The sequence below is a fragment of the Gemmatimonadetes bacterium SCN 70-22 genome (genome assembly GCA_001724275.1).
GTDB lineage: Bacteria > Gemmatimonadota > Gemmatimonadetes > Gemmatimonadales > Gemmatimonadaceae > SCN-70-22.
In genome coordinates this window covers 34,680-61,289 of the sequence record MEDZ01000025.1, presented here as the reverse complement: position 1 = coordinate 61,289, position 26,610 = coordinate 34,680, and the positions used below count along the sequence as shown (strand labels likewise).

The following is a 26,610-nucleotide window of genomic DNA, read 5'->3' as shown; positions in this document are numbered from 1 at the left end:
ACTCCACGGGCACCATCGAGGCCAGGCGCTTCTCCTTCTGGTACGGCGAGAAGCAGGCGCTGCACTCCATCGACCTCACGATGCCGGCGCGCTCGGTCACCGCGTTCATCGGCCCGTCGGGGTGCGGGAAGTCGACCTTCCTGCGTTCCATCAACCGGATGAACGCCCTCATCCCCGGGACGCGGCACGAGGGGTCGATCCACCTGGACGGCGAGGAGCTGTACGGGCGCGCGATGGACGTGGTGCAGCTGCGCCAGCGTGTGGGGATGGTGTTCCAGCGCTGGAACCCCTTTCCCAAGTCGATCTACGACAACGTGGCGTACGGCCCGCGCATCAACGGGACCGGGCGGCGGAGCGAGCTCGATGACCTCGTGGAGTCGGCGCTCCGCCGCGCCGCGCTCTGGGACGAGGTGAAGGACCGCCTCAAGCAGAGCGCCCTCGGGCTCTCGGGGGGGCAGCAGCAGCGGCTGTGCATCGCCCGGGCGCTGGCCAACCAGCCCGAGGTGCTCCTCCTGGACGAGCCGGCGTCGGCGCTGGACCCCATCGCGACGCAGAAGATCGAGGAGCTCCTGTACGAGCTCAAGTCGGAATTGACCATCGTCATCGTGACCCACAACCTGCAGCAGGCCGCCCGCGTGTCGGACCAGACGGCATTCTTCTATCTCGGACGTCTTGTCGAGGTGGACGCGACGGAGCGTATTTTCACCAGCCCGCGCCAGGAGCGCACCGAGGCGTACATCACGGGGAGGTTCGGATGAGTCCCGCCGAGACGGCCAGCGGATTCCGCCATTTCCACGAGCAGCTGGCGACGCTCAAGCAGCGCCTGCTCGACATGTCGGCGCGCGCCGAGGAGCTGGTGGACCTCTCGGTCGACGCCCTGCTGACGCAGGACCGGGAGAAGGCAGAGGTCGTGATCGAGGGTGACCGCGAGATCGACCTGCTCGAGAACGAGGTGGAGTCGCTGGCGGTGCAGCTGCTGGCCCTGCAGCAGCCGATGGCGCGCGACCTGCGCTTCATCATCAGCGCCATCAAGGTGTCGAGCGACCTCGAGCGGGTGGGCGACCATGCGGTGAACATCGCCCAGTCGGCCTTGCGCCTGATCGCGCTCCGCTCGCCCATCATCCTCAATCCCGAGATCGAGGACATGGCGCGGCGCGCGCGCCGGATGCTGGGCGAGGCGCTGGACGCATTCATCCGCGGCGACGGGATGCTGGGACGCGAGGTGTGCAAGGCGGACGACGCGGTCGATGCGCTGCACAACTCGCTCTTCCGCATCCTGCTCACGCACATGATGGCCGACGCCCGGACGATCAACCCGTCGCTGGAGCTCCTTCTCGTCAGCCGCAACCTCGAGCGGGTCGCCGACCTGGCCACCAACATCGGCGAGGACGCGGTGTACCTGGCGGAGGGGAAGCAGATCAAGCACCACGCCGAAGCCGGCGAGCGGGCGCCGGCGGCCGCGTCCTGACCGATGAGCGCTCCCGTCCGTCCGCGCGTCCTCCCGCTCCGCGCCGCGGCGCCGCAACCCGGCGAGGGGGTGCGGCTGGCGGCGATCGACGTCGGGAGCAATTCCATCCGGCAGATCATCGCCGACGTCTCGCCCGAGGGACGCATCCGCGTCCTCGACGAGATGAAGGCGGCGCCGCGCCTGGGGACGGGACTCGACCGGGCCGGCCGGCTCGGCGAGGACGCCATGGGGCACGCCCTCGAGGCGCTGCAGCGCATGGCGACGCTCGCGCGCCAGTACGGCGTGGCCAAGGTGGAAGCGGTCGCCACCAGCGCCGTCCGTGACGCCGCGAACGGCCGGACCTTCCTCGACCTCGTCCGGCGCGAGACCGGGCTGCGCATCCGCCTCCTGCACGGCGAGGAGGAGGCGCGCCTGGCGTACCGCTCGGCCCTCGCCCACTTCGACCTGGCGCGGGGGCGTTCGGTCGTGATGGACGTGGGCGGGGGGTCCCTCGAGCTGGCGATGGCCGCCGACGGGCTGGTGGAGCGTCTCGTCTCCCTCCCGTTCGGGGCCATCCGCATGACGGAGCAGTACCTCGGGCTGGCCCCCAGCCGCAAGGACGTGCGCACGCTTCGGCAGGCCGTGCGCGACGAGATCCGCAAGGCGCTCCCGCTGCGCGACTGGCGAGGGGCGCAGCTGATCTGCTCCGGGGGGACCTTCACCAACCTGGCGGGGATCTTCCTGTACCGGCAGGGATCGCCCAGCGCGGCCGGACGCGTGCACGGGACACGCGTCCCGCGCGAGGAGCTGGAGCACATCATCGACCTCCTGCGGGCGTGCTCGCCCGAGGAGCGGGCGCATGTCCGCGGGCTCAACGTCGAGCGATCGGACATCATCCTGGCCGGCCTGGTGGTGGCGGCCGAGGTGATGGCGCGCATCGAGTCCCGCGAGCTGCAAGTCTCCGCCTACGGCATCCGCGAGGGGCTCCTGCTGGAGAGCGCCCACGTCCCCACCATTCCCGCCGACCGGGGCGAGGCGCGCGAGCGCTCGGTGCGCACGTTCGCCGAGCGATGCCACTACGAGGCGCCGCACGCGCAACACGTCCGGCAGCTGGCGTTGCAGCTGTTCGACGCCGTGGGCGCGCGGCTGGGGTGCGGCGCCGGCGACCGGCAGACGCTGGCCGACGCCGCCCTGCTGCACGACGTGGGCTACCACATCAACTACGACAAGCACCACAAGCACTCGTACCACCTCATCCTGCACGCCGATCTCCTGGGGATGTCACCGGTGGAGCAGGTGGTGGTGGCGAACGTCGCCCGGTATCACCGCGGGGCCGCGCCCCGGCGGAAGCACCCCACCTTCGGGCGGCTGGACCGCGCCACGCGCGACCGCATCGCGCGCCTGTCGGCGATCCTGCGGGTGGCGGACGGCTTCGACCGCGGGCACGTGGGCGCGGTGCAACGGGTGAAGGTCCGGTGGACCGACCGTGCGTTGCGCCTCACCGCCGTCCCCGACCCTCGCGCGCGCGTCCTGCGGCTGGAGCTCTGGGGGGCGAGCCGGAAGTCGGCCCTCCTCTCCGAGCTGGCCGGGACCCCGGTGGAGATCGTGTCCCCCGACGGTTCCGTGGTCGAGGCGCGGGACGGCGACGACGGCGAGTGACGCGCGTGCCCCGCGCGCCCCGGGTGCCCCGTGCCCTCCCCGGGGCACCCGGAGCGCCGCGGCCAGGCGCCTAACGCCTGGTGGCCCGCTTTCCCTTGGGGCGAGCGCCCAACGCCGCGTGGCCGTTGCCGTCCGCGTCCAGCGCGGGAGGCGGGGGGACGAGGGCGCGGATCTCGGCCGTCGTGTAGCGCGACTCGGCGCGATCGAGCCCCCACGGGTCACGCAGCAGCTTGCGATGCGTCGCCAGCTCGTCGGCCTCGCCCGGCGCGCTCTGCACGTAGCGCCCGTCGGGATGCAGCTCCCAGGCCTGGCGGTTGTCGGCCAGCCACGTCTCGATCAGGCTGAACATCCGCTGCCGCATCACCGGATCCTCGACCGGGACCACGACCTCCACCCGCCGCTCCAGGTTGCGCGGCATCCAGTCGGCCGACCCCACGTAGTACTCCTCGGCCCCGCCATTGGCGAAGTAGAAGAGCCGCGAGTGCTCGAGGAAGCGCCCGACGATGCTGCGCACGCGGATCCGCTCGCTCACCCCCGGCAGCTGCGGGCGCAAACAGCAGATGCCGCGCACGATCAGGTCGATCTCGACGCCGGCGTCCGATGCGTCGTAGAGCGCCGCGATTATGTCGGGTGACACGAGGGCGTTGATCTTGGCGACGATGCGCGCGCGGCGGCCGGCGCGGGCGTGGGCGGCCTCGCGCCCGATGAGGTCGAGGAAACGCGCCTTCATGTTCGCCGGCGCCACCAGGAGCTTGCGATACTCGCGCTGGCGCGAGAAGCCGGTGAGGAGGTTGAACACCTCGCTGATGTCGGCGCCGATGTCGGGGTTGCAGGTGAAGAAGCCGAAGTCCGTGTAGACGCGCGCCGTCCGGGAGTTGTAGTTCCCCGTCCCGATGTGCACGTAGCGGCGAATGCCGTCGGCCTCGCGGCGCACGACGAGGGCGACCTTCGCGTGCGTCTTGAGCCCCGACAGCCCGTACGCCACGTGGACGCCGAAGTCCTCCAGCGTGCGCGCCCACGAGATGTTGTTGGCCTCGTCGCCGCGCGCCCGCAGCTCCACCAGCACCGCGACCTGCTTGCCCCGCTGTGCCGCGTCGGTCAGCGTGCGCACGATGGTGCTGTCGCCCGACGTGCGGTACAGCGTGGTCTTGATGGCCAGGACGTGCTCGTCCTGCGCCGCCGCCTCGAAGAACCGCTCCACCGAGGTCGCAAACGACTCGAACGGGTGGTGCACGAGCACGTCGCGCTCGCGGATGACGTCGAAGATCGGGCGCGCCGTGTCGCGCAGCTCCGGCGGCGTGAGCGGGGTGAACGGCGGGTCGCGCAACTCGGGAACGTCGAGCGAGGCCAGCGACAGCAGGTCGCCCAGTTCGAGGAGCGGACCCGGCTCGTGCACTTCCCGGTCGGTGAGCGGGAGGACCTCGGGATCGCTCACCTCGCGCAGCTCGTCGAGGAGCAGCTGGCGGATGTGCGGCGGCATCCCGCTCTGCACCTCGAGGCGCACCACCTCGCCGAACCGTCGCGCGAAGACCTGCTCCTCGATGGTCGCCAGGAGATCCTCGGGCTCGTCGGCCGCGGGGACGTCGAGGTCGGAGTAGCGCGTGATCTTGAAGACGTGCCACCCCAGGATCTCCATCCCGGGGAAGAGCGTCCCCAGCTGGGCGCCGATCAGGCGCTCCAGGGGGACGAAGTGATTGGGACGCCCGATGGGAATCCAGCGCGGGAGGCTGCGCGGCACCTTGAGCCGGGCAAAGTGCTCCCCCCCGCGCGCCGGGTCGCGCAACTCCACCGCCAGCGAGATGGACAGGTTGGAGATGTACGGAAAGGGGTGCCCGGGGTCGACCGCGAGCGGCGTGAGCACGGGAAAGACCTCGCGCTCGAAGAAGCCATTGAGCGCCACCGACTCGTCAGGCGTGAGCTCGTGCATCTCGACGAGGCGGATCCCCCGGCGCTCGAGCTCCGGCAGGAGCACCTGATGGAAGCACGCGTGCTGCCGGGCCACGAGCTCGCGCACCTTGCCGTCGATGGCCTCCAGCTGCGCGGCCGGCGACATCCCGTCGGGCGGCGCCTGCTGCACCCCGGCCGCGACCTGGCGCCGGAGCCCTGCCACCCGCACCTGGTAGAACTCGTCCAGGTTGGTGCTGAAGATGGCCAGAAACTTGAGGCGCTCGAGCAGCGGGGTGCGCTCGTCGACCGCCTCGTGCAGCACGCGCGCGTTGAACTCGAGCCAGGAGAGCTCGCGGTTCAGGAAGAGGCCGGGCGCGACGGCGTGTTCGATCATGAAGGCGGGGGCTGCGGCCGCGCGGTCATCGCGCGAAGGGTTCCGTCGTTCAAGCTAACGACGGAACAGCGACCGGCGTGTCACAAAGGTGCCACGCCGGCCGAGGGCGCGTCCAGCCGGGAAGGGCGCGCCCAAGCGCCGGAGTGGTCGCCCGCGAGGCGCCGGGGCGCCCCGAGGGTTCCCCGCGCCGCGCGACCGTCGCGGACTACAGCGGATGCACCCGCTCGAGGAGCACGAGGCACAGCGCCGATATCGCCGCCGCCGCCGGAATGGTCATGATCCACGCCCACACGATGCGGCCGGCGATCCCCCAGCGCACCGCGCTCAGGCGCGAGGTCGCCCCCACCCCCATGATCGCCCCGGTGATGGTGTGCGTGGTGCTCACCGGAATGCCGAACATCGTGGCCAGGAGGATGGTGAACGCGCCCGCCGTCTCCGCCGCGCTCCCCCCCACCGGGCGAAGCCTGGTGATGCGACTCCCCATCGTGGGGACGATCCGCCACCCCCCAAAGAGCGTCCCCAGCGCGATGGCGCTGTAGGCCCCCATCTCCACCCACAGGGGGACGTGGTCGCCGTCGGGGAGGTACAGGTGCCGCAGCCACCCGGTCTCGCCGGCGAAGGCCGCGCTGCTCGAGACGAGGAGCCCCACGATGATTCCCATGGTCTTCTGCGCATCGTTGGCCCCGTGCGACAGCGAGAACAGGGCGGCGCTCCCCAATTGCACCTTGCGGAAGATCGAGTCCACCCGACGCGGCGAGACGTTCCGGAAGGTCCAGTAGATCGCCGTCATCAGCAGGAACCCCGACACCATCCCGATGATCGGCGACAGGAAGATGAAGATGACCGTCTTGGTCCACCCGGCGACGATGATCGCCCCGGACCCCGCCTTGGCCGTCGCCGCCCCGGCGTAGCCGCCCAGGAGGGCGTGCGACGAGCTGCTCGGCAGCCCGAACCACCAGGTGATCAGGTTCCAGACGATCGCCCCCAGCAACCCGCCGAGGATCACGTTCGGCGTGACGACCGAGATGTCGATCATCCCCTTCCCGATCGTCTTGGCCACCGCCGTCCCCACCGTGAAGGCAGCCACGAAGTTGAAGAACGCGGCCCAGACGACGGCCGTCAGCGGACTCAGGACGCGCGTCCCGACGATCGTGGCGATCGAGTTGGCCGAGTCGTGGAAGCCGTTGATGAAGTCGAAAACGAACGCGATCGCGATGATCGCGACGATGTAGGTGACCACGGCCTACGAATTCTTGAGGGAGATGCTCTCGAGCACGATCGCCACCGTCTGGCACCGGTCCAGCGTCTCCTCGATCGTGTCGTAGATCTCCTTCCACTTCATGACGTCGAGCGGGTCGGGGCGCCCCTTGAACAGCTCCCCCATCGCATTGTGGTAGATGGTGTCGCCCTCGGCCTCCAGCCGCTTCACCTCGCGCGTGCTCACCGCCACCGCGCGCGGATTCTTGATCTCCACGACCGCCTTCTCGATCTGGCGCACCGACTCGACCACGAGCTCGCACAGCTTGCGCGCCGGCTCCCGCGTCTCGGTCAGGTGGAACATGCGCGCCCGTCGCGCCGTTCCGTCGATCAGGTCGACGACGTTGTCCAGCTCCTGCGTCAGGCGGTGGATGTCCTCGCGGTCGAGCGGCGTGATGAAGCTCTTGTCGAGGCGGGTGCTGACCTCGTAGGCGATATGGTCGGCCTCGTGCTCCACGTCCTTGATGGCCGCCACGAGCTCGTCGACACGCTCGGGCTGGGTGAACAGGTCGCGGAGGAGCGCCGCGGAAGTGATGAGCTTGGAAGAGAGCTCGTTGAAGAGGTCGAAGAACCCCTCGTCACGGGGAATCAGGCGGAATGCCACGGGAGATCTGTTGCTGGTGACGACACCGTGCGGATGGTCCCCCCATCCGCCATGGCCCGGGTCGTTACGAAGTCCTGCTGCGGCCGTGACAAAAAACTACCCGCCGGTGGATGGCGGCGGCAGGAGCGACTTCGGTCGACGGGGGCGGACATTACCCGACATCGCCGCGGGACCCGACGCCCCCGTCCCCGAGGCGGCGCGGCGCTCAGTAGAGGGCGGGGGCGCCACCGCCCTGCGCACACGTCACGCACCCGGTGGAGTGCTGCGAGGCCAGGGAGAGGAGGTCGTTCAGCGGCAGCGGTCCCTGCCCGAGACACTTGGCCATCGAGACCCCGCTCGACGTCCCGATACGGGTGGCACCGTTCACGATCATCTTCAGCGCGGCCTCGCAGTCGCGTACCCCGCCCGACGCCTTCACCCCCATGCTGTCCCCGACCACGAGGCGCATCAGCGCCACCGCCTCGGCGCTCGCCCCGCCAGCGGCGTGAAAGCCGGTCGAGGTCTTCACGTACTGGGCCCGCATCTCCTTCGCGATCGCGCACGCCTTTATGATCTCGACGGGCGACAGCGCGGCCGATTCGATGATCACCTTCACAAGCGTCCCCGCCGCCCCCTCCACCACCGCGGCGATGTCATCGGCGACGTGGTTCCAGTCGCCGCTCTTGAGCGGCCCGAGGGCGACGACCATGTCGAGCTCGGTCGCGCCATGCGCCACCGCCTGCGCCGCCTCGTAGCGCTTGACCTCCGGCGTGTTCGCCCCCAGCGGGAAGCCGATCACCGTCGCCACCTGCACCGATGTCCCCCCGAGGCGATTGGCGGCGCGGCGCACCCACACCGGGTTGACGCAGACGGCGGCGAACCGGTGCTCCTTGGCCTCGTCGCAGAGCTTGTCGATCTCCCGCGAGGTCGCCTCGGCCTTGAGGAGGGTGTGGTCGATGAAGTCGGCGATGCGTGCGTTCTCGCGCACGAAGGTGACCCCCGGCGGGGGGCCGACCGGTGCCGCAGGACGCGATGCTGCGGAAACGATTCGGTCGGCGATGGAGTGGTGGGGGGTGGAGGAGGGTGATGCGCTATCGTGCTTCGCGGGGGGGGCCCCCCGCGGCGAAGCGCCCCTCGCCGAATCCCCCATCGCCAGTTCCCGCGCGATCTCCCGCGCCAACTCCTGTAGCCTGTCTGTCACCGTCCCTCCTCCGGGACCTCGCCATCTGCCAGATCGACCCGCTCCACCACGCCCACCACCACGGCCTGCGCGGGGATGCGCGCACTCCCGGAGAGCGCACGCGCCGCCCCCCCCTCCTGCACCACCAGTACCCGCTCCCCCACCCCGACCCCAATCACGTCGAGGGCGATCACCTCGCCCCCCTCCTCAGCCCCCTCCGCCGTGAGACGGCGGACCAGGAGGAGCTTCCGCCCCCCCAGCTCGCCATGCCGATGGGTCGCCACCACGTCGCCAACCACGCGGGCCAGGAACACCGCTCCCCCTTATCGTCCCGACAGCGCGCTACGCATCGAGCGTCCGCTCCTGTCCCAGGTTGCACCAGTCCACCTTGGCGACGATCCCGGCGTCGACCGCCGCGAACGGCTCGTCGAGCGTCATCGCCGCCTCGCGCGAGGTGATGTAGACCACCACCTCACCCGGTCCGGCTCCGATGCGGTCCACCGCCACGAGCGCTCTCCCCGCCGCTTCACCGGACGCGGAGATCGGCTGGATCCACTGCAGCGGAATCGCCGCCAGCGTCTCCTGCTTCACGGTCGATACGAGGCGTCCGAGGACGCGCGCGAGATGCATGCGGCAAAGGTGGGGGCGACCGACGCCTCGGGGTAGTGGGGTGAGCCCATCACCCCCAGGTGCCGCGCGCGTCGGCCACCGCACGCCGACGTCGCACCAGCTCGCGGTCCTCGAACAGCCGAATCAGGACCACCCCCGCCACGAAGCCCCCCACGTGCGCCCAGACCGCCACTCCCCCCGACACCTCCCGCCTTAGCGACATCAGCTGCGGGAGTCCGCTCAGGACCTGCAGCCCGAACCACCAGATCAGGACGATCCACGCCCGCATGTGGGTGATCCACGGGTACAGGAAGATCGGGATCAGCATCTTCACGCGCACGTTCGGATAGAGCAGGAGGTACGCCCCCATGATCCCCGAGATGGCCCCCGACGCCCCAACCGTCGGGATCGGGGAGGTCGGGTCGAGGAGGATGTGGGATCCCGCGGCAGCCAGCCCGCACAGCAGGTAGAACGCCAGGAAGCGCAGGTGCCCCATGCTGTCCTCGACGTTGTTCCCGAAGACCCAGAGGTAGAGCGAATTGCCCAGCAGGTGGATCCAGCTCCCGTGCAGGAACATCGAGGTGACGGGGGTGAGGACGTTGATCGGGTAGTCGTCCACGATGCACGCCATCCCCGGGCCGATGGGGATCCCCGACCCCAACGGGGCGCGGTGGGTCAGCTCGCCCGGTACCATCCCGAGATTGCAGACCGTCGCGGCCAGGGTCGCCGAGTCGAGCCCCGCCCCCTGCACCAGCACCCACGTGGCCAGGATCGCCCCGAGGATGACGTAGGTCATGTAGGGCGTGTGGAGCGTCGGGTTCTCGTCGCTGAGCGGGATCATGGCTGCGGAGTGATGGGAGCGCCCGGACGCTCGCGCCCCCGATCGGAATGCGCAAGAACCGACAGTCGCCGTGCTGTTCCGTCAGGGTTCTCTGCCAAAGTGACGCCGTTCTGCGGTCCCGGAATTGCCCTGAGGCAGGAGGGAGCATCAGCGCCCGGTCCATCTACTCATTCGGAATCCATCATGGCAGACAAGGTTATTGGCATCGACCTGGGGACCACCAACTCGGTCGTCGCGGTCATGGAAGGGGGCGACCCGGTCGTGATCCCCAACTCGGAGGGTGGGCGTACCACCCCCTCGGTGGTCGGCTTCACGAAGGACGGCGAGCGCCTCGTTGGCCAGATCGCCAAGCGTCAGGCCGTCACCAATCCCAAGAACACCGTCTTCTCGATCAAGCGCTTCATGGGGCGCAAGGCGAGCGAAGTGACCGAGGAGTCGAAGCGGGTGCCGTACGCGGTCCAATCGGGCCCCAACGACCTCGCGGCCGTGGAAGTGGGGGGCAAGCGCTTCACCCCACCCGAGATCTCGGCGATGATCCTGCAGAAGATGAAGCAGACCGCCGAAGACTACCTGGGGCAGACGGTCACCAAGGCCGTCGTCACCGTCCCGGCCTACTTCAACGACTCGCAGCGCCAGGCCACCAAGGACGCGGGGAAGATCGCGGGGCTCGACGTCCTGCGCATCATCAACGAGCCCACCGCGGCGGCGCTCGCCTACGGCCTCGACAAGAAGAAGGACGAGAAGGTGGCCGTCTTCGACCTCGGCGGCGGGACGTACGACATCTCCGTCCTCGAGCTCTACGACGTCGAGGGGACGCGCCAGTTCGAGGTGAAGTCCACCAACGGCGACACGCACCTGGGGGGCGACGACTTCGACCAGCGCGTCATCGACTGGCTCGTGACGGAGTTCAAGCGCGACCAGGGGATCGACCTGTCCAAGGATCCCATGGCGCTCCAGCGCCTCAAGGAAGCGGCCGAGAAGGCGAAGTGCGAGCTGTCGTCGACCATGTCGACCGACATCAACCTCCCCTTCATCACCGCCGACCAGTCGGGGCCCAAGCACCTCAACTACCAGCTGACGCGCGCCAAGTTCGAGCAGCTGGTGGATGACCTCATCCAGCGGACGCTCGAGCCGATGAAGAAGGCGCTCACCGACGCCGGGCTCAAGCCGTCGGAGATCGACGAGGTCCTGCTCGTCGGCGGCTCGACGCGCATCCCGAAGATCCAGGCCGCGGTGAAGGACTTCTTCGGCAAGGAGCCCAACAAGGGGGTCAACCCGGACGAGGTCGTGGCCATCGGCGCCGCCGTCCAGGGCGCCGTCCTCACCGGCGAGCAGAAGGACGTCCTCCTGCTCGACGTCACCCCGCTCTCGCTCGGCATCGAGACGTTAGGCGGCGTGATGACGGTGCTCATCCCGCGCAACACGACGATCCCGACGCGCAAGACCGACGTCTTCTCCACGGCCGACGACAACCAGACGACGGTCGAGATCCACGTCCTGCAGGGCGAGCGCGAGCTGGCCATCCACAACAAGACGGTCGGAAAGTTCCAGCTCACGGGGATTCCCCCCGCCCCGCGCGGCATGCCGCAGGTCGAGGTCGGCTTCGACATCGACGCCAACGGCATCCTCCACGTCTCGGCCAAGGACAAGGCGACCGGCAAGGAGCAGAAGATCCGCATCGAGGCCTCGAGCGGCATCTCGAAGGACGAGATCGACCGCATGGTGAAGGACGCGGAGAAGAACCAGGCGGAGGACAAGAAGCGCCGCGAGGAGATCGACACGCGGAACCGCCTGGACTCGCTCTCCTACGAGGTGGAGAAGAACTCGAAGGAGTGGGCCGAACGGCTCGCGCCGGAGATGAAGTCGCGCCTGGACGGCGCCGTGGAGCGTGCCCGCAAGGCGCACCGGGGCGACGACATGGCAGAGATCACGGCGGCGCTGGAGGAGCTGTCCACCGCGTACCAGGAGGCCGGCCGCTCGCTCTACGCGCAGCAGCAGGCCGAGGGGGGGGCGGCGGGTGAGCCCGCGGCGGGCGGGGCGGAAGCCGGCACCGGCAAGGCCGAGGACGTCGTCGAGGCCGATTACGAGATCGTCGACGACAGCAAGAAGTCGTAATCGCCCGTTCAGGAAAGGCGCGGCATCATACCACCGCCGCGCCCCCTCGGCGGGCCCAGAAGCACCCGGAGGTCGGGCCCAGTGGAACCGGGTACCGACCTCCGACACTTATTGATAGTGTAGGGGTAGCAACCATCCCGGGCGCGACCGGTGACTAGTGTCGTAGGCCGGCGATGTTCGCGGGCATCCGGCAGCCGATGTCGCGCGTCACGCACCACACCGTCCGGCGTCGTGGCCGCTCACCCCGCGACATCGACCGTCCCCCCCCGCGTCTTCTCGTCTTCTCGTCTTCTCGTCTTCTGCCCCTCTACCATGTCCACTTCGATTGCCTCTCGCCTCAAGCTGGTTGGTGCCGTCGCGATCGCGTTCGCGTGCGGCCTGGTGTTCGCGTCGGGCTTCGATCTCACGCCGTTCGGCTACGCGCAGCAGGCGCGGGGCCTGGTGCGCCCGGCCAGCGACGTCAAGGCATACACGCCGCCGGCCAACGTGGAGTCGCTCAACGCCTCGTTCGTGGGCATCGCCGAGCAGGTGACGCCCGCCGTGGTCTCCATCGAGGCCGAGCGGAGCGAGCCCCGGCGTGTCCAGCGGAGCCCGCAGCGGCGCCAGGCGCCGCCGGGGCTCGAGGACTTCTTCCAGCAGTTCGATCCGCGACAGCAGGAGCCCATGCAGTCCAGCGGATCGGGCTTCATCGTGTCGGCGGACGGCTACATCCTGACCAACAACCACGTGGTGGCCAACTTCGACCGCCTCCGCGTGCGGCTGACGGACAACCGCGAGTTCAAGGCGCGCCTCATCGGGCGTGACTCGACGACCGACGTGGCGGTGATCAAGATCGACGGCGCCTCCGGCCTCCCGGTCGCCGCGTTAGGCAGCGACGACCAGACGCGCGTCGGCGAGTGGGTGCTGGCCATCGGCAACCCGCTGGGCCTGGAGCACACCGTGACCGCGGGGATCATCAGCGCCAAGGGGCGCGGCACCTCGGACATCGACGTCCTCCGCAACCAGTACGCCATCTCCGACTTCATCCAGACCGACGCCGCGATCAACCCCGGCAACTCCGGCGGCCCGCTGGTCAACATCCGCGGCGAGGTGGTCGGGATCAACAGCGCCATCGCCACGCGCACCGGCTACTACCAGGGGTACGGCTTCGCCATTCCGATCTCGCTGGCGCGCGACGTGATGAACGACCTCATCAAGCACGGGCGCATTCGCCGCGCGGTCATCGGCGTGAGCATCAGTGAGGTGACGGCGGCCGTGGCGGCCGCGGCCAAGCTCCCCGAAGTGTCGGGGGTGCTGGTCGGCGGCTATACCTCGGACGACTCGCCCGCCCGCAAGGCGGGGCTGCAGGAGGGCGACATCATCCTCAAGGCCGACGGCAAGCCGGCCGCCCGCGTGGGGGCGCTGCAGCGCATCATCCGCTCGCACGAGCCGGGTGAGGTGGTGGAGCTCGAGGTCTTCCGCTATGGCCAGCGCAAGACGTTCAAGGTCAAGCTGGCCGAGGCGCCGAGCGAGCCGACGCAGCTCGCGAGCGCCGACCGGGGCGATGACGACTCGGCCCCGTCCCGCGGCGGGACGAACGCGAGCAAGCTCGGGATCACGGTGGAGCCCGTCTCGGCGGAGTTCGCACGCCAGGCACGGGTCCCCGAGGAGCGTCGCGGGCTCCGCGTCGTCGACGTCGACCCGCAGGGGACCGCCCGACAGCAGTTCGTCCCCAATGGAATCGACATCATCGTCGAGGTGATCTACCCCGCCCCGCGCAGGGCCATCCGGACGACCGACGACCTGCAGGGCGTCCTGTCCAAGGTGCGCGACGGGGAGTACGTGAGCCTGCTGGTGTACAACGCCCAGACGCAGAGCACGCGGGTCGTGAGCCTGAAGGTGGGGGCGGAGTAGGTCTCGGCAGGGCGTGGGGGCGGCAGCGAGCGAGGCCCGATGCACCGGCGTGCATCGGGCCTCGTGCTGTCGCCCTCCTCCCCCCACCGTTAGCTTCTCGCCGGCTTCCCCGCTGTCGGGGAGGGATGGTGGATGGCGTGTCGCGGGAGTGGCGGAATTGGTAGACGCACTGGACTTAGGATCCAGTGGGGAAACCCGTCCGGGTTCGAGTCCCGGCTCTCGCATCGTCTCGAAGGCCCTCAGGGTATTGGAACGTCGGAGGAGTGCGTGCGTCGAATTGCGCCGGTTGTCGTCCTTGGCCTCAGCGTCGTGACGGGCTGCTACCGCTATGTCGCGACCCCCCTCACGTCGCTGAGCCCGGGCGCGCACGTCGCCGTGGAGGTCACGACCCGCGGCGCCGTGAGCCTGGAGCCGCGCCTGGGGCGAAACGTGAGCCAGGTTGAGGGGACGGTGACCTCGTCCGACGCCACGGGGGTGACGCTGGCCCTCCTCTCCGTGCGCCGGCGCGGCGAGGTGCAGCCCTCGACCTGGGAAGGCGAATCCTTGCACCTGACTGGTGACGACATCGAGCAGCTGCGCTCGCGACAGCTCTCGCGTGGACGGACGATCGTCGCGTCGACCGCGCTCGGTGCAGCGGCGGTGAGCATCATCGTCGCGATTGCCCGCTCGACGGGACAGGCGAGCACCGGAACCGGCCCGCGCCCGACGCCGAACCCCTAGCGCTGCGCGCGCCCGACATGAGGAGAGGGGGTGACCCGGCAGGCGGGCCACCCCCTCTCTTCATCTCATGGTGCCGTTCAGGTCACTGGCACACGGGCGTTCCGGTGATCTCCCGGTTGGCCTCGCGCTCGAGGAGCGGGATGGGGAGGAGGCACCCCGGCTTGCGCACCGCCACCGAGGTGGAAACCCAGCGCGGGTCCTTGATGCCGAAGCGGTACATGTCGTTCAGGCGCCGCCCCTGGAAGATGAGCTGGACGCGCCGTTCCCACTGCAACAGCTGCAACCTGGTGGGGCCCGTTCCCGTGTACGGCACCTTGCCGTCCAGGGCCCGGAGCGCGTTGATGTTGGTGTCGAAGGCCGCGTTGTTCCCCTGCGCCAGCGCCGCCTCGGCGAGGATGAGGTACATCTCGCGCTTCGAGACGACGGTCATGGGCGGGTGATTGATGTCGTCGGCGAAGATGAAGCGACCGAGCTGCTTCACCGCCGCGGCATCGAGCTGCCCGGTGACCGGGTCCTTGGCGATGATGGCCGTCGGCTTCTTGTTCGTGAGGTTGATCGTCACGAACGCGGCCGTGTCGGGGGTGTGCTCCACCCGCGAGTTCATCTCGAACCCGACGCCGCCCGACGCGTCGTCGCCGGAGTTGGAGTTGTCGACCAGGAGGTCGAAGCGGTAGTCGCCCGCCATCGCGGCAATCGCCGCCGCCGCATCGGCGTTGGCGCCGGCGTCGTTGATGAGCGGGTTGGCCGGCGTGGTCCCCGGCGGGTTGAGCTTGAGCCACACGGCGCGGTCGAACTTCACCCGCGCGCGGAGCCCAAGGAGGTCCGCCCGGTTGTCACCGGTGGCGATGGTGGCGCCGGCGTCGAGCCACTTCAGCGCCGAGTCGTACAGCTGCACCATCCCCATCTCGCCGAGGTTCTTCCCCGCCACCGTGCGATCGGAGATCGCGGCGTCGTCGAACATGTTGGCGAGTTCGTCGTAGATGAGCGCGCCCATCATGTACGCCCTCACCAGCAACTGCTGGTCGAGCAGCGTCCCCTCGGCCTTGAACTTGTTGACCTTGGCGATGGCCTGCTCGGACATCCAGCGCGCCCGCATGGCGATCAGGTACGACGCCTGCAGGTACTCGTTGGTGTTGACCTCGATGCCCCCGGTGTCGAGCAGGCGGTAGTCGTCGCGCGACCCCGTCTGGAAGGTCTCGTCCGAGATGATGTTGTAGGCATTGAGGAGCGACGACATCGCGTTGGCGTTGGTGTTGATCGCCCCGTTCACGATGGCGCTGGCCGCCGTCGGCACGTCGAGCGCGCCGGCGGAGACGTTGTTGGGATTGTCGACTTCCAGGATGCTGGTGCAGCCGCCCAGCAGGACGGTGCCCGCCCCCAGCAGGAGCGTCCGCCGAATTCGAGGCGAGACGTCGCGTGCGATGAGCTTGATCATGGGCATCATGCGTATTCGTCTCGGTTAGAAGCCAATGCGGACGGAGAGCCCGAAGCGCCGGGGGAGCGGGAAGCCGAATGCGTCGATGGACTCGACGAAGTTCTCGTCGACCCCCGAGGAGCCACCGCCGCCCGAATAGGTCACTTCCGGGTCCACGCCCTGGTACTTGGTCCAGAGCATGAGGTTGCGTCCGGTGAGCGTCACCGACATTTCGCGCCCGCCGAAGCGTTGTGTCACGCTGGGTGGTGCGGAGTACGTGAGGCTGAGCTCGCGGAAGCGCAGGAAGTCGCCGTCGGAGACCTCGTTGAGTCCCTGGTACGGCGTGAGCGACGCCAGCTCGGTGGCCCAGGTCTTGGCCGCCGCGAGGCGCTGCTGCGCGGTGCTGGCCGGGTTGAGGAGCGTGGCCCGCGTCTTGGCGAAGAGCTCCGAGTTGGTTCCCACCGGCGACGCATTGCGGAAGCCGCAGATGAGGCACCAGTAGGTGTAGTTCCCCCCCTTGTACTCGAAGAGTGTCGACAGGCGCCAGTTGCGCATGAACGAGAGCGTCCCGCCGAACGAGCCGGTGTAGTCGGGGGTGGGCTTGCCCAGGTCGGAATTGAGCCCGTTCTCGGTCATGATGACCGAGCCATTGAACAGCGCCGTGTAGTCGCGCGGCGTCGCGAGGAAGGCGAGCATCTGCGCTTCCGTATCCGGCACGCCGTCCTTGTTGAGGTCGTACGGGAGCGAGCCGGCGGGCACCGTCTTGAGCTTGGCGCCGAAGAACTCGCCCGGGGCATAGCCGGGCTTGATGTAGCCGCGGATACGCGCGTACGACCCGCCGGTCTTGAGCTCGGGCGCCGTACCTAACGAGACGACTTCCTGCTTCAGGAAGGCGACGTTGGCGAAGAGGTCGAGGGAGAGCCCCGGCCGCTGGATGATGAAGCCCTTGACGCCGATCTCGGTGCCATGGGCGTCGAGGACGCCGACGTTGGTCAGCTGGGCGTTGGTGAAGCCGCCGGACGGCGGATACTGCAGGTTGAAGAGCAGGTCGTCGACGCGGCGCTTCCAGTACGTCGCCTCGATGCCGAAGCGGTCGTTGAGGAAGCCGACTTCCGTCCCGCCCTCGATCTCCGTCGCGACCTCGGGCTTGAGATCGGGGTTGCCGAGGTTGTCCGGGCGGAGGCCGGCGCCGGCGGGGCCGGTCTGGGCGGAGAAGGTGGTGAACTTGGCGAAGGCCGAGGGCTGGCGTCCGGACTGTCCCCAGGCGGCGCGCAGGCGCCAGGAGGAGACGGGGCCGAAGCCGTGGCCGACGAAGTCGGTGGGAACGAAGGAGACCGACACCTTCGGGTAGAGGACCCCCGCCGCCGTCTTGCCGAAGGCGCTGGAATAGTCGTAGCGCGCGCCGCCGGTGACGAAGAGGTAGTTCTTGTACCCGACCTGCTCCTGGGCGAAGTAGCCGCCGTTCACCGTCTCGAGGATGCCGTCAGACGCAAACTGGTAGCCGGCGGCGTCGGTGCGGGCAATCCCCGGGCCGGGGAAGTCGTAGCCGAAGCTCCCGGGGTACTTCGCCTTGGTGACGAAGCCCTGCAGGCCGGCGACGAAGGCGGAGTTGAAGTTCCCCCAGTCGCGCGTCCAGTTCGCCTTGACGTCGAGCGTGACCTGCCGGTTGTTGGTGTCGTAGATCCCCTTGTCGCCGAAGACGTCGTCGCCGATCACGCCGTCCACGTTGTAACCGAACGGCTGGAACTGGTTGATCGTCTGGCTGGTGTAGTCGACGCCGAAGGTGGCCGTCAGGTTGAGCGACGGGACGGGGGTGTACAGCACGTCGACCGACGAGATGAAGCGGTCGGCGAAGATCTCGTTGAGCTTCTTGGCCGTCTCGCGCGGCGTGCCGAAGGCGTTGGGCGACCCGGTGGGGTTGCCCGCGATCTTGCAGACGCCGGGCGACTTGACGCCGAGATCGGGATCGGTCCCCGTCGGGTCGGAGTTGCGGCACTCGCCCAGTTCCGGCTTCGAGAACTCGAGGAGGGTGACGGGCGAGTAGATGTTGTTGCCGTATTGCGGGCGATTGGCGTAGGTGTTGACGTAGCTCGCGGTGGCGCCGATGCGGAGCTTGGGGGTCGGGAAGAAGCCGACCGTGGAGCGCCCGCCGCTGCGCCGCACGAGGTCATTGGCGAGGCCCTGGAGGCGCTGCGCGGCCCACGGCCCGTCATCCTTGTTGAAGTTCCCCGAGGCCAGGTAGTTGAGGTTCTGGGTGCCGCCGGTGACCGACACGTTCACGGTCTGCGCCGAGCCGGTCTCGAAGTAGTTGCGCTGGAGCGGCTCGCTGAAGGGGGTGAAGAGCGCGAGGTCGTTGCGCCCCCACAGCTTCTTGAGCGAGTCGAGCTGCCCCTGGCGGGTGGGAACCCCCCAGTTGTCGTCGATGCGGTTGGTGGGATAGCGGGAGAAGTCCTGGCCGATGGTGATGTCCCACTTCGGCGCCCCCGCCGACCCCTTCTTGGTGAAGATCTGGATCACGCCGTTCGACGCCTCGGTCCCGTACAGCGTGGCCGCCGCCGCGCCCTTGAGGATCTCGACCCGCTCGATGGTGTTGGGGTCGATGGCGTCGAGGTTGGAGAGCGTGGCGCCGCCGCCGCTCGTCCCGCCGGAGCTGACGCGGATGCCGTCGACGAAGACGATCGGCTCGTTGGACTGCGTGAGGGAGGCGTTTCCGCGGATGCGGATCTTCATCGCCTCGCCCGTCAGCCCGCTGGACGAGATCCCCACCACGCCGGGCTCACGCCCCTGCAGGAGCTCGGTGGCGGTGCGGATCGGGGCGAACTTGGGCGGGTCGATCGTGGCGACCGTGTTCCCGAGGCGCTTGACCTCGGTCGCGCCGGCGGTGCCGGTGGTGACGACGGCTTGCAGCTGCAACGCGGACTGCGAGATGGCGAAGTCGAGCGTCGCCGAGCCGCCCGCGGTCACCGTGACCGACTTGGCCATCGGGGAGTAGCCGACCATCCGGACCCGCACGTCGAGGGTGCGCGCCGGGACGTTCTGCAGCCGATAGCGCCCTTGCGCGTTGGTGAGCGCGCCGATGCCGACGGCCGTCGCCGCGACCTGCGCTCCCTCGACGGGGCGACCGGTCCCGGCATCGGTGACGGTCCCTTCGATTGTACCGACGCTCGCGCCCTGGGCGAGCAGCGTCGTGGAGTGCACGCTCATCGACGCCACGAGCGCGGCGACGAGCATTCCTCCCCAGCGAACGATTCTTGTCATGCGACCTCCCGCATGCGGTGGTTTGGGGCAACCGATTGAGAGTGGGGTTTTCGCGACGAGCCACGGAACGACGTGGGCCTTCATTGGCATCGCACGACCGGCCTCCCGTTCCGGCGGTCGTTCCAAACCCGGGCGCGAACGCCCTTGAATACGGGCGCCAGGCGTCACTGTCAATGAAGGCGCCAAAGGCCCCGCCGTCCGCACGCCCGGCCGACTCCTCCGCTCTCGTCCTCGGCCCGTAGTGCCGTGGCACGCGGTCCGGAGGCGGGCGGCCCGGCTGGGGGGTGCCTCGGCCACGCCCCACGGGCTTGCTGTTGCGCAAGTGCTTCGACTACAACGGGATAGGCAGGCGGCGTTCGCGCCGTCCGGGGTGGGGGTGCCCCGCTCCAAGGGCCGATCGGAGCCGCGAAATCTCGCGCGGGGGACGAGGCGGCCTTTACGTCTTCTTCACCCTAACCGAATGGCGCATCTCCCACCCGTCCGGGTAGGGAGGGCGATGGTGCCGAACGCCGCACGCGGCACGCCGACGCCGTCGCGCCGGTGTCCCGCGAAACGCGCGTCCGGGTCCCGCGACGCGCGCGTCCGTGTCCTGCGACGCGCACGTCCGTGTCCTGCGACGCGCACGTCCGTGTCCCGCGACGCGCGCGTCGCTCGCAGCTGCAACGCGATCGCCGCCGTGCTCACGGCCGCGCCGAAAGGTGCAGCGCACGCGGCACGCGGGCGGGACGGCGCGACGCCCCGCGCGAGCGACACGGCATCGCGCGCCGCCCCAAACTGCCCCATGCATCCCGCGAAACGGCCGACAGCGGGCGGCGGCGCGCTCCCGCCGCCCGGCCGGTGGCGCTGGTGTCGCACCCGCGGGCGGACCAGCGAAGGGGCTCCCCCTCCCGCGGTGTGCCGGGCGGCGCCTCCACCCCTCCATATGAAAGGCGTGCCCCCCCGCCGGCGGGATACCGGGGGGATCGCTCGCGCCGTTCCCCCTGCCCCGCCCGCCTTCGTGGCACGCAGTTCGCCATGTTTTCGGCACACACGGCCGGAACTCCCGGCCGCGCCGCGCGTTTTCCACGCAGAAGCCGTCCGACTCCCCGTACCAGACCTGCATGCCCGTCGCCGACGCCCAGTACTGCGAACGCATCCTCCGGTCGCACTCGCGGACGTTCCATCTCGCCAGTCGCTTTCTCCCGCCCGAGAAGCGCCGCGGAGCGATGGCGCTCTACGCCTTCTGCCGCCTGGCCGATGACTTCGTCGACGATGTGACGCTGCGGGGGACGGCGCTGGCGCACGCACGGGAGCGGCTCGCCGGGCACCGGCGCGGGCTCGACGCCGCCTACCACGGACGCCCGGCCTCACCGGTCTTTCGCGAAATCGCGTGGACGTCGCATCGATTCGGCGTCCCGCGCACCTCGCTCGACGAGCTGCTCGACGGGGTAGCGCGCGACCTGGACGGCTGCCGCTACGTCTCGTGGCCCGCCCTGGAGCGCTATTGCGAGGGCGTCGCCTCGTCGGTGGGCGAGATGTGCACCTACGTGTGGGGAGTGCGAGGGGACGCGTCGCTGGCGTCGGCCATCGCCTACGCGCGGACGCTGGGAACGGCCATGCAGCTGACGAACATCCTCCGCGACGTGGGAGAGGACGCGCGCCGCCAGCGCTGCTACCTCCCCGAGCAGGAGCTCGCCGACTACGGCTTCACCCCCACGGACGTGCTCGGCCGGCGCGTGCTCGAGCGCCGGGAACGCTGGATCGCCTTCACCCGGATGCAGATCGACCGGGCGCGCTCGCTCTACCAGGCAGCCGCCCCGGGGATTGCCCTCCTCTTGCCCGACGCGCAACGCTGCGCCAACGCCTGCGCCATCGGATACGCCTCGATCCTGGACGCGATCGAGCGCCACGACTGTGACAACATCACCCGGCGTGCGAGCGTCGGGTGGATCGGGCGGGCGGGCGTGCTCGCACGGGCGTGGCTGGGGCCGGTGGCACCGGCCGCCCTCGCGCGCGAGCGCCACACCGCGACTCCGTCCGTTGCCTGACCACCGATGCACTCCGCCATGACTGACTCCCCGTCGCTCCGCTGGGCCCGCCGCGCCGCCCCGGGCTTTCTCGTCGCGCACGTGGCGTTGATCGCCTTCTCCACGATCGCCCTCACCACGTTCCTCAGGGGGCCGATGCCGGCGTGGCTGGCGCAGGAGCCCAACGCCACCGTCTATCGTCTGGCCTGGAAGTTCTCGGGCCCGACGTACGTCGTCCTCGGCGCCATCGCCGCGCTGCTCCACTTGGCGGGGCGCATCGGGTGGCGCCGCTCGCTCCCGATGTTCCTCGTGGCGTCGGGAATCGCCCTCGGCTCCGAACTGCTCGGCACCAGTACCGGGCTTCCGTTCGGGGAATACCAGTACACCGCCCTCCTCGGGACACGCATCCTCGGACTGGTCCCGTTCCCGATCCCGATCTCGTGGTTCTACATGATCATCGGGTCGCTGGCCATCGTCGGGCGACTGATGGCGGCGCGCGACGACCGCATGACCAAGTGGAAGTGGTCGCTGGCCGCGGGGCTCGTCCTCGTGGCGTGGGACGTCTCGATGGACCCGGCGATGGTGAAGACGCTGCACTGGATCTGGGGTGACGGCGACGTGTTCACGCGCAGCGCCCTGCCGGCCCCCATCGTCGCCTTCTTCACGAAGGACGTGTTCTACGGCATGCCGCTCTCCAACTGGGTCGGGTGGTTCGTGACCGGGGTGATCATCGCGCGCCTCATCCTGGCGTTCGCGCCGCCCTCGCTGCTGGCGGCGCGCCTGAGCCCGAGCTCGCTCCCGATCGTGCTGTATGCCGTCAACGGGATCATGCCGGTGGCCATCTGCGCCCGCGACGGGATGGTATGGGCGGCCGTGTTCGGCACGCTCGCCATGCTGGTCCCCGTCGCCCTCGCCGTGCGCGCCGGATCGTTAGGCACCCAGCGCCTCCCCGACCAGCCCGAACCCGCCCTGGCCTGAGTCCGTCTTCCCGCCTTCTCGTCTTCTCGTCTTCTCGTCTTCTCGTTCGTACGTGAACATCCTCGTCATCGGCGCCGGCTTCGGCGGACTGGCCGCCGCCATCCGGCTGCGCGCGCAGGGCCACGACGTCACCATCCTCGAAAAGCGCGACAAGCCGGGCGGGCGCGCCTACGTCTTCGAGCAGGACGGCTTCACCTTCGACGCGGGGCCGACGATCATCACCGCGCCATGGCTCGTCGACGACCTGTACGCCCTGTGCGGGCGGCGCACCGCCGACTACGTGCAGCTGGTCCCGCTCGATCCGTACTACAACGTGCGATTCGAGGACGGCTCCGTCTTTCACTACAGCGGCGACGTGGACGCGCTCGTGCGCCAGGTGCGAGCCTTCGACCCGGGGGACGTCGAGGGCTTCCTGCGCTTCAGCGCGTCGACGGAGCGCATCTTCGAGAAGGGGTTCGAGCTCATCGACCAGCCGTTCCACCGGGTCGGCGCCATGCTCAAGGTGATACCCGACCTGGTGCGGCTGCAGGCGCACAAGTCGGTGGCCTCGTACGTGAACCAGTTCATCCGCGACGAACGGCTGCGGCAGGTCTTCTCCTTCCATCCCCTGCTCATCGGGGGGAACCCGTTCTCCAGCACGTCCATCTACGCGCTCATCCACCACCTCGAGAAGAAGTGGGGCGTCTGGTTCGCGATGGGCGGGACGGGGGCGCTGGTGCGCGGGCTCGCGACGCTCTTCACCGGGATCGGCGGCGACTTGCAGCTGGAGCGCGAAGTGCAGGAGATCGTCGTCGACGATCGCACCGGGCGGGCGACGGGGGTGCGGCTGGCCGGGGGGGAGTTCCTCCCCGCCGACGCCGTGGTGAGCAACGGCGACGTCGCCTTCACGTACATGCGCCTGGTCGCACCGCGGCACCGCCGGGTGAACACCGATGCCAGGCTCTCGCGCAAGCAGTACTCGATGTCGCTCTTCGTCAGCTACTTCGGGACCGACCGGAAGTACGAGGACATCGCACACCACGAGATCCTGATGGGGCCACGGTATCGCGAGCTCCTCCACGACATCTTCGACCGCAAGGTCCTGAGCGACGACTTCTCGCTCTACCTGCACCGCCCGTCGGCCACCGACCCCTCGCTCGCCCCGCCGGGGGGCGACTGCTGGTACGTGCTCTCCCCCGTTCCGCACCTGGGCGGGACGACGGACTGGCGCACGACCGCGAGCGCGTACCGCGAACGGATCTTCCGCTACCTCGAGGAGCGTTACCTCCCGAACCTGCGGCGGCACATCGTGACCGAGCGGCACATCGACCCGCTCTACTTCCGCGACACGCTCAACTCGCACCTCGGGAGCGCCTTCTCGGTGCAGCCGACGCTGCTGCAGTCGGCCTGGATGCGCCCGCACAACGTCAGCGAGGACATCCCCAACCTGTACTTTGCCGGGGCAGGGACGCACCCGGGGGCCGGTCTCCCGGGGGTGCTGTCGTCGGGCAAGATCGTGGCCGACCTCATCGGGGGCGCCGCCGGCCTGGACGTGGCGCAGCCGGCAGCCAACGCGGCGCGCGCCGAGGTGATCGCCGTGGCGCGCGCGGGTCGGCGAGGCGACGGCTAGAACAGGACGCCGACCTGGAAGCGGAGCGTCGGATAGGCGAAGTTGACGTCGCTGAACCCCGCGTCGTCGCCGAAGATGCGCTTGGCCCCGACCCCGGTCCCGACGAGGACGCGCTCGGTCTTGCCGAGCAGCCAGTTGTAGTCGGCGATGACCGCGATCGTGGGAGCCGACTCGGAGCGGTCCTGTGCGTTCGAGAACGACTCCGCCACGCGCGAAATGCCGGCGGCGATGCCGATCGAGAATCCCTTGAACGCCTGCTCGTTGGGGTAGAGCCGGAACTTGGCCTCGAACGACGAATAGGACCCGTCGCCGATGTCGAGGTACGAGGCGGAACCGCCGATCGTGGCGATGGCGCTCACCTTCTGCTCCACCTCTCCCGAGACGTACTTGAACGGGAGGCCAAGGGGATTGAGGGAGACGAGCGTGCGCCCCTCGCGCGGGGCCTGGCCCTGGAGGGTGGTGGCCGCCGGGACGGCGAGCGCGGCGGAAAAGACGAGGGGGAAGACGGCCTGCTGCAGGGTGCGTCGCAGGAAGGTCATGGGCGAGTGGCTGGTGAGTGAGTGGAGGGGGGTGGATGCCTTTGACCCGCCCTCCGCTGAGGTTACCTTTCAGCTTCGATTTCGACTTGTACTCCGCGGCCGGTCGACCGATCCCGAAGGATCGTCCCGGCCGTCACGCACTCTACGATGAACATCGCCATCGAATCCAAGAAGGCCGAGGGGGCCGAGCGCCTGTTGCAGGTGACCATCCCCATCGAAGCAGTGAACGAAGCCAAGGAGCGGGCCGCGCGCAAGCTTGCCGGCCGCGTCTCGATCCCCGGCTTCCGCCCCGGCAAGGCGCCGGTGGGGATGGTGATGAAGCGCTTCGGCGAGGCGATTCGCAGTGAGGCGATCGAAGTCCTCGTGCAGGACGCCTACAAGGAAGTCCTCGAGCGCGAAAAGCTGCAGGTCGCGACGCAGCCGCACATCCACGACCTCAAGTTCGAGGACGACGCCCCGGTCACCTTCGACCTGCACCTCGAGCTCCGCCCCGAGGTCAAGCTCACGGCCACCTCGGGCTTCAAGATCGCCCGGACCGATCGCGTGGTCACCGACGACGACGTGCAGCAGCAGATCGAGCAGATCCGCGAGCAGCGCGCCACCTGGTCGCCGGTGGAAGACAAGCCGATGGAAGGGGACATGGTCACCGTCCTCCTGGCCACCGCGGAAGACAGCGGCGAGATGCCCGAGGGGCGCGAGTACCGCATCGTCCTCGGCGGCGGGCAGGCCATTCCGGGCATCGAGGAAGTGATCATGGAGCTCAAGCCCTCGCAGGCGGAAGAGCGCCCGGTGAAGTGGCCGGAAGACTTCCCCGACGAGGCGCAGCGCGGCAAGACCAAGAAGGTCCGGGTGGAGCTCACGGACGTGAAGCGGAAGACGCTCCCCGACCTCGACGACGCCTTCGCCCGCGAGATGGGCGATTTCGAGTCGCTCGACGCGCTTCGCGCCGCCGTGCGCGAGGACATGGAGGAGGCGGCCAAGCGCGAGTCGGACGCCGAGGTGCGCCAGAAGCTCCTCGACGAGATCATCGGCGCCAACCCGTTCGACGTCCCGCCGAGCTGGGTGGCCCAGCTGGTCCACGGCTACGCCGAGATGTACAAGATCCCCGAGGAGGAGCACGATCGCTTCGCGCAGGGATTCCGCCCCACCGCTGAGCGCCAGGTCCGCCGCGACATGGTCATCGACACCATCTCGGAATCCGAGCAGCTCAAGGCGACCGAGGGCGACATCGACGACAAGGTGACCGAGATGGCCGGGAAGCGCGGGGTCAATCCGGGGCAGCTCTACGCGCAGTTGCAGAAGGCGCAGCGTCTTTCCGAGCTCGAGCGGGGTATCACCGAGGACAAGGTCTTCGCGTGGTTGTTCGAACGAAACACGATCGAGTAGGATAAGTCGGACGGGAGACGGGAGTCGGGAGACGGGAGTGGGATGCCCCGCGGGCATCCCGATTGCCGGATCGGTCGACTCTTCGCCTCCCGCCTGCCAAGTACCTGAGGAAGCACCGGGGTCCGGCGTGCCGCGCAGCGGCGCGCCCTCCCGTCTCCCGTCTCCCCTCTCCCGTCCCATGAGCATCTACCCCCCGTACGTCATCGAGCGCTCCAGCCGCGGCGAGCGCTCGTACGACATCTTCAGCCGCCTGCTGATGGATCGCATCGTCTTCCTGGGGACCCCGGTGAACGACGACGTGGCCAACATCATCATCGCCCAGCTCCTCTTCCTGGATGCCGACAACCCGGGGCGGGACATCAGCCTGTACATCAACTCCCCGGGCGGGAGCGTGTCGGCGGGGCTGGCCATCTACGACACGATGCAGTTCCTGCGGTCGCCGGTCAGCACGATCTGCATGGGAATGGCGGCGAGCATGGGGGCCTTCCTCCTCTCGGCCGGGGCCCCGGGGAAGCGCTCGGCGCTCCCCCACTCGCGCGTCATGATCCACCAGCCGTCCCAGAGCGGTGGCGGGGGGACGGCGTCGGACATCGAGATCCAGGCCAAGGAAATCCTGTACCTTCGCCAGAAGCTCAACGGCTTGATGGCCAAGCACACGGGGCAGCCGATCGAGCAGATCGAGAAGGATACCGATCGTGACCGCTGGATGTCGGCCGAGGACGCCAAGGCGTACGGGCTGATCGACAACATCGTCGCCCACCGCGTCGAGATCGGCGACGGGGCCAAGGGGCCCACGGTCGCCGGCTGACCCGCCGGGCTCCGGATGGGGCCGCTG

Annotated in this window: 21 protein-coding genes, 1 tRNA gene and 1 pseudogene; 12 read left to right on the top strand and 11 right to left on the bottom strand. The window is 69.3% G+C overall.

From position 1 onward, the window contains the following. The first annotated feature begins 14 nt into the window (after nt 1-14). The 3 genes from ABS52_13165 to ABS52_13155 are packed head-to-tail and all read left to right on the top strand — an operon-like array spanning nt 15 to nt 3,106. Nucleotides 15-758 (top strand): phosphate ABC transporter ATP-binding protein, encoded by a 744-nt coding sequence (locus ABS52_13165; protein ID ODT02625.1) that lies wholly within the window; start codon nt 15-17, stop codon nt 756-758. Further along, nucleotides 755-1,468 carry a phosphate transport system regulatory protein PhoU gene (locus tag ABS52_13160; GenBank protein ID ODT02603.1) on the top strand — a complete coding sequence of 238 codons (714 nt, stop codon included), beginning with the start codon at nt 755-757 and terminating at the stop codon, nt 1,466-1,468. Before ABS52_13165 ends, ABS52_13160 begins: the two co-directional genes overlap by 4 nt. 3 nt (nt 1,469-1,471) lie before the next feature. Further along, nucleotides 1,472-3,106 carry a hypothetical protein gene (locus ABS52_13155; protein ODT02602.1) on the top strand — a complete coding sequence of 545 codons (1,635 nt, stop codon included), beginning with the start codon at nt 1,472-1,474 and terminating at the stop codon, nt 3,104-3,106. 70 nt (nt 3,107-3,176) lie between these two features. Here the strand turns inward: ABS52_13155 and ABS52_13150 are convergent, their stop codons facing one another. From ABS52_13150 to ABS52_13120, 7 genes are all read right to left on the bottom strand, one after another. Continuing rightward, nucleotides 3,177-5,387 (bottom strand): RNA degradosome polyphosphate kinase, encoded by a 2,211-nt coding sequence (locus ABS52_13150; protein ODT02601.1) that lies wholly within the window; start codon nt 5,385-5,387, stop codon nt 3,177-3,179. 205 nt (nt 5,388-5,592) lie between these two features. Next, nucleotides 5,593-6,627 (bottom strand): inorganic phosphate transporter, encoded by a 1,035-nt coding sequence (locus tag ABS52_13145; GenBank protein ID ODT02600.1) that lies wholly within the window; start codon nt 6,625-6,627, stop codon nt 5,593-5,595. A gap of 3 nt (nt 6,628-6,630) precedes the next feature. Continuing rightward, complete coding sequence (locus ABS52_13140) at nt 6,631-7,248, bottom strand: hypothetical protein (protein ODT02599.1); 618 nt, start codon at nt 7,246-7,248, stop codon at nt 6,631-6,633. 205 nt (nt 7,249-7,453) lie between these two features. Continuing rightward, entirely contained in the window at nt 7,454-8,215 is a 762-nt protein-coding gene (locus tag ABS52_13135) for a deoxyribose-phosphate aldolase (protein ODT02598.1), read from the bottom strand. A gap of 209 nt (nt 8,216-8,424) precedes the next feature. Further along, on the bottom strand, nt 8,425-8,721 hold the full coding sequence (locus ABS52_13130) for a hypothetical protein (GenBank protein ODT02597.1): 297 nt from the start codon (nt 8,719-8,721) through the stop codon (nt 8,425-8,427). A 28-nt stretch (nt 8,722-8,749) separates the two neighbouring features. After that, complete coding sequence (locus ABS52_13125; protein ODT02596.1) at nt 8,750-9,037, bottom strand: hypothetical protein; 288 nt, start codon at nt 9,035-9,037, stop codon at nt 8,750-8,752. Nucleotides 9,038-9,086: 49 nt separating this feature from the next. Continuing rightward, entirely contained in the window at nt 9,087-9,857 is a 771-nt protein-coding gene (locus tag ABS52_13120; GenBank protein ID ODT02595.1) for a rhomboid family intramembrane serine protease, read from the bottom strand. A gap of 183 nt (nt 9,858-10,040) precedes the next feature. Here ABS52_13120 and ABS52_13115 point away from each other — a divergent pair, with 183 nt between their 5' ends. From ABS52_13115 to ABS52_13100, 4 genes are all read left to right on the top strand, one after another. Then, on the top strand, nt 10,041-11,972 hold the full coding sequence (locus ABS52_13115) for a molecular chaperone DnaK (GenBank protein ODT02594.1): 1,932 nt from the start codon (nt 10,041-10,043) through the stop codon (nt 11,970-11,972). 312 nt (nt 11,973-12,284) lie between these two features. Continuing rightward, nucleotides 12,285-13,865 carry a hypothetical protein gene (locus tag ABS52_13110; GenBank protein ODT02593.1) on the top strand — a complete coding sequence of 527 codons (1,581 nt, stop codon included), beginning with the start codon at nt 12,285-12,287 and terminating at the stop codon, nt 13,863-13,865. Nucleotides 13,866-14,007: 142 nt separating this feature from the next. Then, nucleotides 14,008-14,089, top strand: a tRNA-Leu gene (locus tag ABS52_13105). A gap of 85 nt (nt 14,090-14,174) precedes the next feature. Then, nucleotides 14,175-14,585 (top strand): hypothetical protein, encoded by a 411-nt coding sequence (locus ABS52_13100; GenBank protein ODT02592.1) that lies wholly within the window; start codon nt 14,175-14,177, stop codon nt 14,583-14,585. Between the two features lie 82 nt (nt 14,586-14,667). Here the strand turns inward: ABS52_13100 and ABS52_13095 are convergent, their stop codons facing one another. The 3 genes from ABS52_13095 to ABS52_13085 form a co-directional block, all read right to left on the bottom strand. Next, the gene (locus tag ABS52_13095) at nt 14,668-16,029 is read right to left on the bottom strand and encodes a hypothetical protein (GenBank protein ODT02591.1); all 1,362 of its coding nucleotides are present in this window, start codon (nt 16,027-16,029) and stop codon (nt 14,668-14,670) included. 15 nt (nt 16,030-16,044) lie between these two features. Then, complete coding sequence (locus tag ABS52_13090; protein ODT02590.1) at nt 16,045-19,230, bottom strand: hypothetical protein; 3,186 nt, start codon at nt 19,228-19,230, stop codon at nt 16,045-16,047. Between the two features lie 474 nt (nt 19,231-19,704). After that, the gene (locus ABS52_13085) at nt 19,705-20,040 is read right to left on the bottom strand and encodes a hypothetical protein (protein ODT02589.1); all 336 of its coding nucleotides are present in this window, start codon (nt 20,038-20,040) and stop codon (nt 19,705-19,707) included. Between the two features lie 317 nt (nt 20,041-20,357). Here ABS52_13085 and ABS52_13080 point away from each other — a divergent pair, with 317 nt between their 5' ends. From ABS52_13080 to ABS52_13070, 3 genes and pseudogenes are all read left to right on the top strand, one after another. Continuing rightward, nucleotides 20,358-21,284 (top strand): hypothetical protein, encoded by a 927-nt coding sequence (locus ABS52_13080; GenBank protein ODT02588.1) that lies wholly within the window; start codon nt 20,358-20,360, stop codon nt 21,282-21,284. An 81-nt stretch (nt 21,285-21,365) separates the two neighbouring features. Then, nucleotides 21,366-22,241: a hypothetical protein gene (locus ABS52_13075; GenBank protein ODT02587.1), complete on the top strand. Its 876-nt coding sequence runs from the start codon at nt 21,366-21,368 to the stop codon at nt 22,239-22,241. A gap of 52 nt (nt 22,242-22,293) precedes the next feature. Next, nucleotides 22,294-23,754: pseudogene (locus ABS52_13070) on the top strand (phytoene dehydrogenase). Between the two features lie 92 nt (nt 23,755-23,846). On the opposite strand, the gene ABS52_13065 reads toward ABS52_13070, so the two are convergent. Continuing rightward, nucleotides 23,847-24,389, bottom strand: a complete 543-nt coding sequence (locus ABS52_13065) for a hypothetical protein (protein ID ODT02586.1) — start codon at nt 24,387-24,389, stop codon at nt 23,847-23,849. A 147-nt stretch (nt 24,390-24,536) separates the two neighbouring features. On the opposite strand from ABS52_13065, the gene ABS52_13060 reads away from it, so the two are divergent. Beyond that, nucleotides 24,537-25,775 (top strand): trigger factor, encoded by a 1,239-nt coding sequence (locus ABS52_13060; protein ID ODT02585.1) that lies wholly within the window; start codon nt 24,537-24,539, stop codon nt 25,773-25,775. Nucleotides 25,776-25,953: 178 nt separating this feature from the next. Further along, a complete protein-coding gene (locus ABS52_13055) occupies nt 25,954-26,583 on the top strand; it encodes an ATP-dependent Clp endopeptidase, proteolytic subunit ClpP (protein ODT02584.1) in 630 nt (209 codons plus the stop codon). The last annotated feature ends 27 nt before the right edge of the window (nt 26,584-26,610 follow it).

What these genes read in the sequence shown, in the direction of transcription:
- ABS52_13110 (ODT02593.1), top strand. Translation starts at nt 12,285, where the DNA reads ATGTCCACTTCGATTGCCTCTCGCCTCAAGCTGGTTGGTGCCGTCGCG.
- ABS52_13115 (ODT02594.1), top strand. Translation starts at nt 10,041, where the DNA reads ATGGCAGACAAGGTTATTGGCATCGACCTGGGGACCACCAACTCGGTC.
- ABS52_13120 (ODT02595.1), bottom strand. Translation starts at nt 9,857, where the DNA reads ATGATCCCGCTCAGCGACGAGAACCCGACGCTCCACACGCCCTACATG.
- ABS52_13065 (ODT02586.1), bottom strand. Translation starts at nt 24,389, where the DNA reads ATGACCTTCCTGCGACGCACCCTGCAGCAGGCCGTCTTCCCCCTCGTC.
- ABS52_13160 (ODT02603.1), top strand. Translation starts at nt 755, where the DNA reads ATGAGTCCCGCCGAGACGGCCAGCGGATTCCGCCATTTCCACGAGCAG.
- ABS52_13150 (ODT02601.1), bottom strand. Translation starts at nt 5,387, where the DNA reads ATGATCGAACACGCCGTCGCGCCCGGCCTCTTCCTGAACCGCGAGCTC.
- ABS52_13125 (ODT02596.1), bottom strand. Translation starts at nt 9,037, where the DNA reads ATGCATCTCGCGCGCGTCCTCGGACGCCTCGTATCGACCGTGAAGCAG.
- ABS52_13060 (ODT02585.1), top strand. Translation starts at nt 24,537, where the DNA reads ATGAACATCGCCATCGAATCCAAGAAGGCCGAGGGGGCCGAGCGCCTG.
- ABS52_13155 (ODT02602.1), top strand. Translation starts at nt 1,472, where the DNA reads ATGAGCGCTCCCGTCCGTCCGCGCGTCCTCCCGCTCCGCGCCGCGGCG.
- ABS52_13055 (ODT02584.1), top strand. Translation starts at nt 25,954, where the DNA reads ATGAGCATCTACCCCCCGTACGTCATCGAGCGCTCCAGCCGCGGCGAG.
- ABS52_13090 (ODT02590.1), bottom strand. Translation starts at nt 19,230, where the DNA reads ATGCTCGTCGCCGCGCTCGTGGCGTCGATGAGCGTGCACTCCACGACG.
- ABS52_13080 (ODT02588.1), top strand. Translation starts at nt 20,358, where the DNA reads ATGCCCGTCGCCGACGCCCAGTACTGCGAACGCATCCTCCGGTCGCAC.
- ABS52_13085 (ODT02589.1), bottom strand. Translation starts at nt 20,040, where the DNA reads ATGGGGCAGTTTGGGGCGGCGCGCGATGCCGTGTCGCTCGCGCGGGGC.
- ABS52_13095 (ODT02591.1), bottom strand. Translation starts at nt 16,029, where the DNA reads ATGATGCCCATGATCAAGCTCATCGCACGCGACGTCTCGCCTCGAATT.